The organism is Flavobacterium tistrianum (genome assembly GCF_003254545.1).
In the GTDB taxonomy this organism is placed as follows: Bacteria; Bacteroidota; Bacteroidia; order Flavobacteriales; family Flavobacteriaceae; genus Flavobacterium; species Flavobacterium tistrianum.
This window is the reverse complement of the sequence record NZ_QJRH01000035.1, coordinates 1-1,125: the sequence shown is the minus strand read 5'-3', so window position 1 is coordinate 1,125 and position 1,125 is coordinate 1. Positions and strand designations below refer to the sequence as shown.

At 41.8% G+C, this 1,125-nt stretch carries 1 protein-coding gene; it reads right to left on the bottom strand.

Features of this window, described 5'->3' with window-relative positions:
* The coding region (locus DMB71_RS00170) for an Ig-like domain-containing protein (protein ID WP_317048387.1) at positions 1–1,125 on the bottom strand (1,125 nt) is incomplete at both ends.

Below are 1,125 nucleotides of genomic sequence, written 5' to 3'. Positions count from 1 at the left end.
TGTAGTATCCTGAATTGTGATTACTTGAGTGAAAGTGTCAGAAGTATTTCCGCAGTCATCTTTTACGGTCCAAGTGTTGGTGTAAGTTCCTGCATTTCCGCATCCTTCAGTTGCTACAAATTGTCCGCTTACTTTAGTGATGTTGGTAACATCAGCATCGCATAAATCTGAAGCTGTTGGGAATTGAGCTTGAGCAGTAGCAAGTCCACTTGTATCACTACATTCTAAAGTAACATTCAAAGCTGTTGGTGCAGTTGTCCAAGTAGGAGCGGTTGTATCCTGAATTGTAATTACTTGGCTAAAAGGTGCAGAAGTATTGCCGCAATCGTCTTTTACAGTCCAAGTGTTGGTGTATGTTCCGGCATTTCCACAGCCCTGAGAAGCTACAAACTGTCCGCTAACTTTAATGATGTTGGATACATTTGTATCGCAAAGATCAGAAGCAATAGGGAATTGAGCTTGAGCAGCAGCAAGTCCCACTGTATCGCTGCATTCTAAAGTTACATTTAAAGTGCCAGCTACAGTAGTCCAAGTTGGCGCGGTTGTATCCTGAATAGTAATTACTTGAGTAAAAGTTGCTGAAGTATTACCACAATCATCTTTTACAGTCCAAGTGTTGGTATAAGTTCCAGCATTTCCGCATCCTTGGGAAGCTACAAACTGCCCGCTGACTTTAGTGATATTGGTAACATCAGCATCGCAAAGGTCAGAAGCTACAGGGAACATTGCTTGAGCATTTGCCAATCCAGAAGCATCACTGCATTCTAAAGTTACATCTAAAGCTGTTGGTGCTGTCGTCCAAGTTGGAGCAGTAGTATCTTGGATTGTAATTACCTGAGTGAAAATACCAGAAGTGTTTCCGCAGTTATCTTTTACAGTCCAAGTGTTGGTATAAGTTCCAGCATTTCCGCATCCTTGAGAAGCTACAAATTGACCGCTTACTTTAATAATATCAGATACATCATTATCGCATAAGTCAGAAGCAGTTGGGAACAATGCCTGTGCAGCTGCTAGTCCAGCTGTATTACTACACTCTAAGGTTGCATTTAGAGAACCAGCAGCAGTTGTCCAAGTTGGAGCAGTCGTGTCTTGAATAGTGATTACCTGAGTGAAAACTGTTGAAGT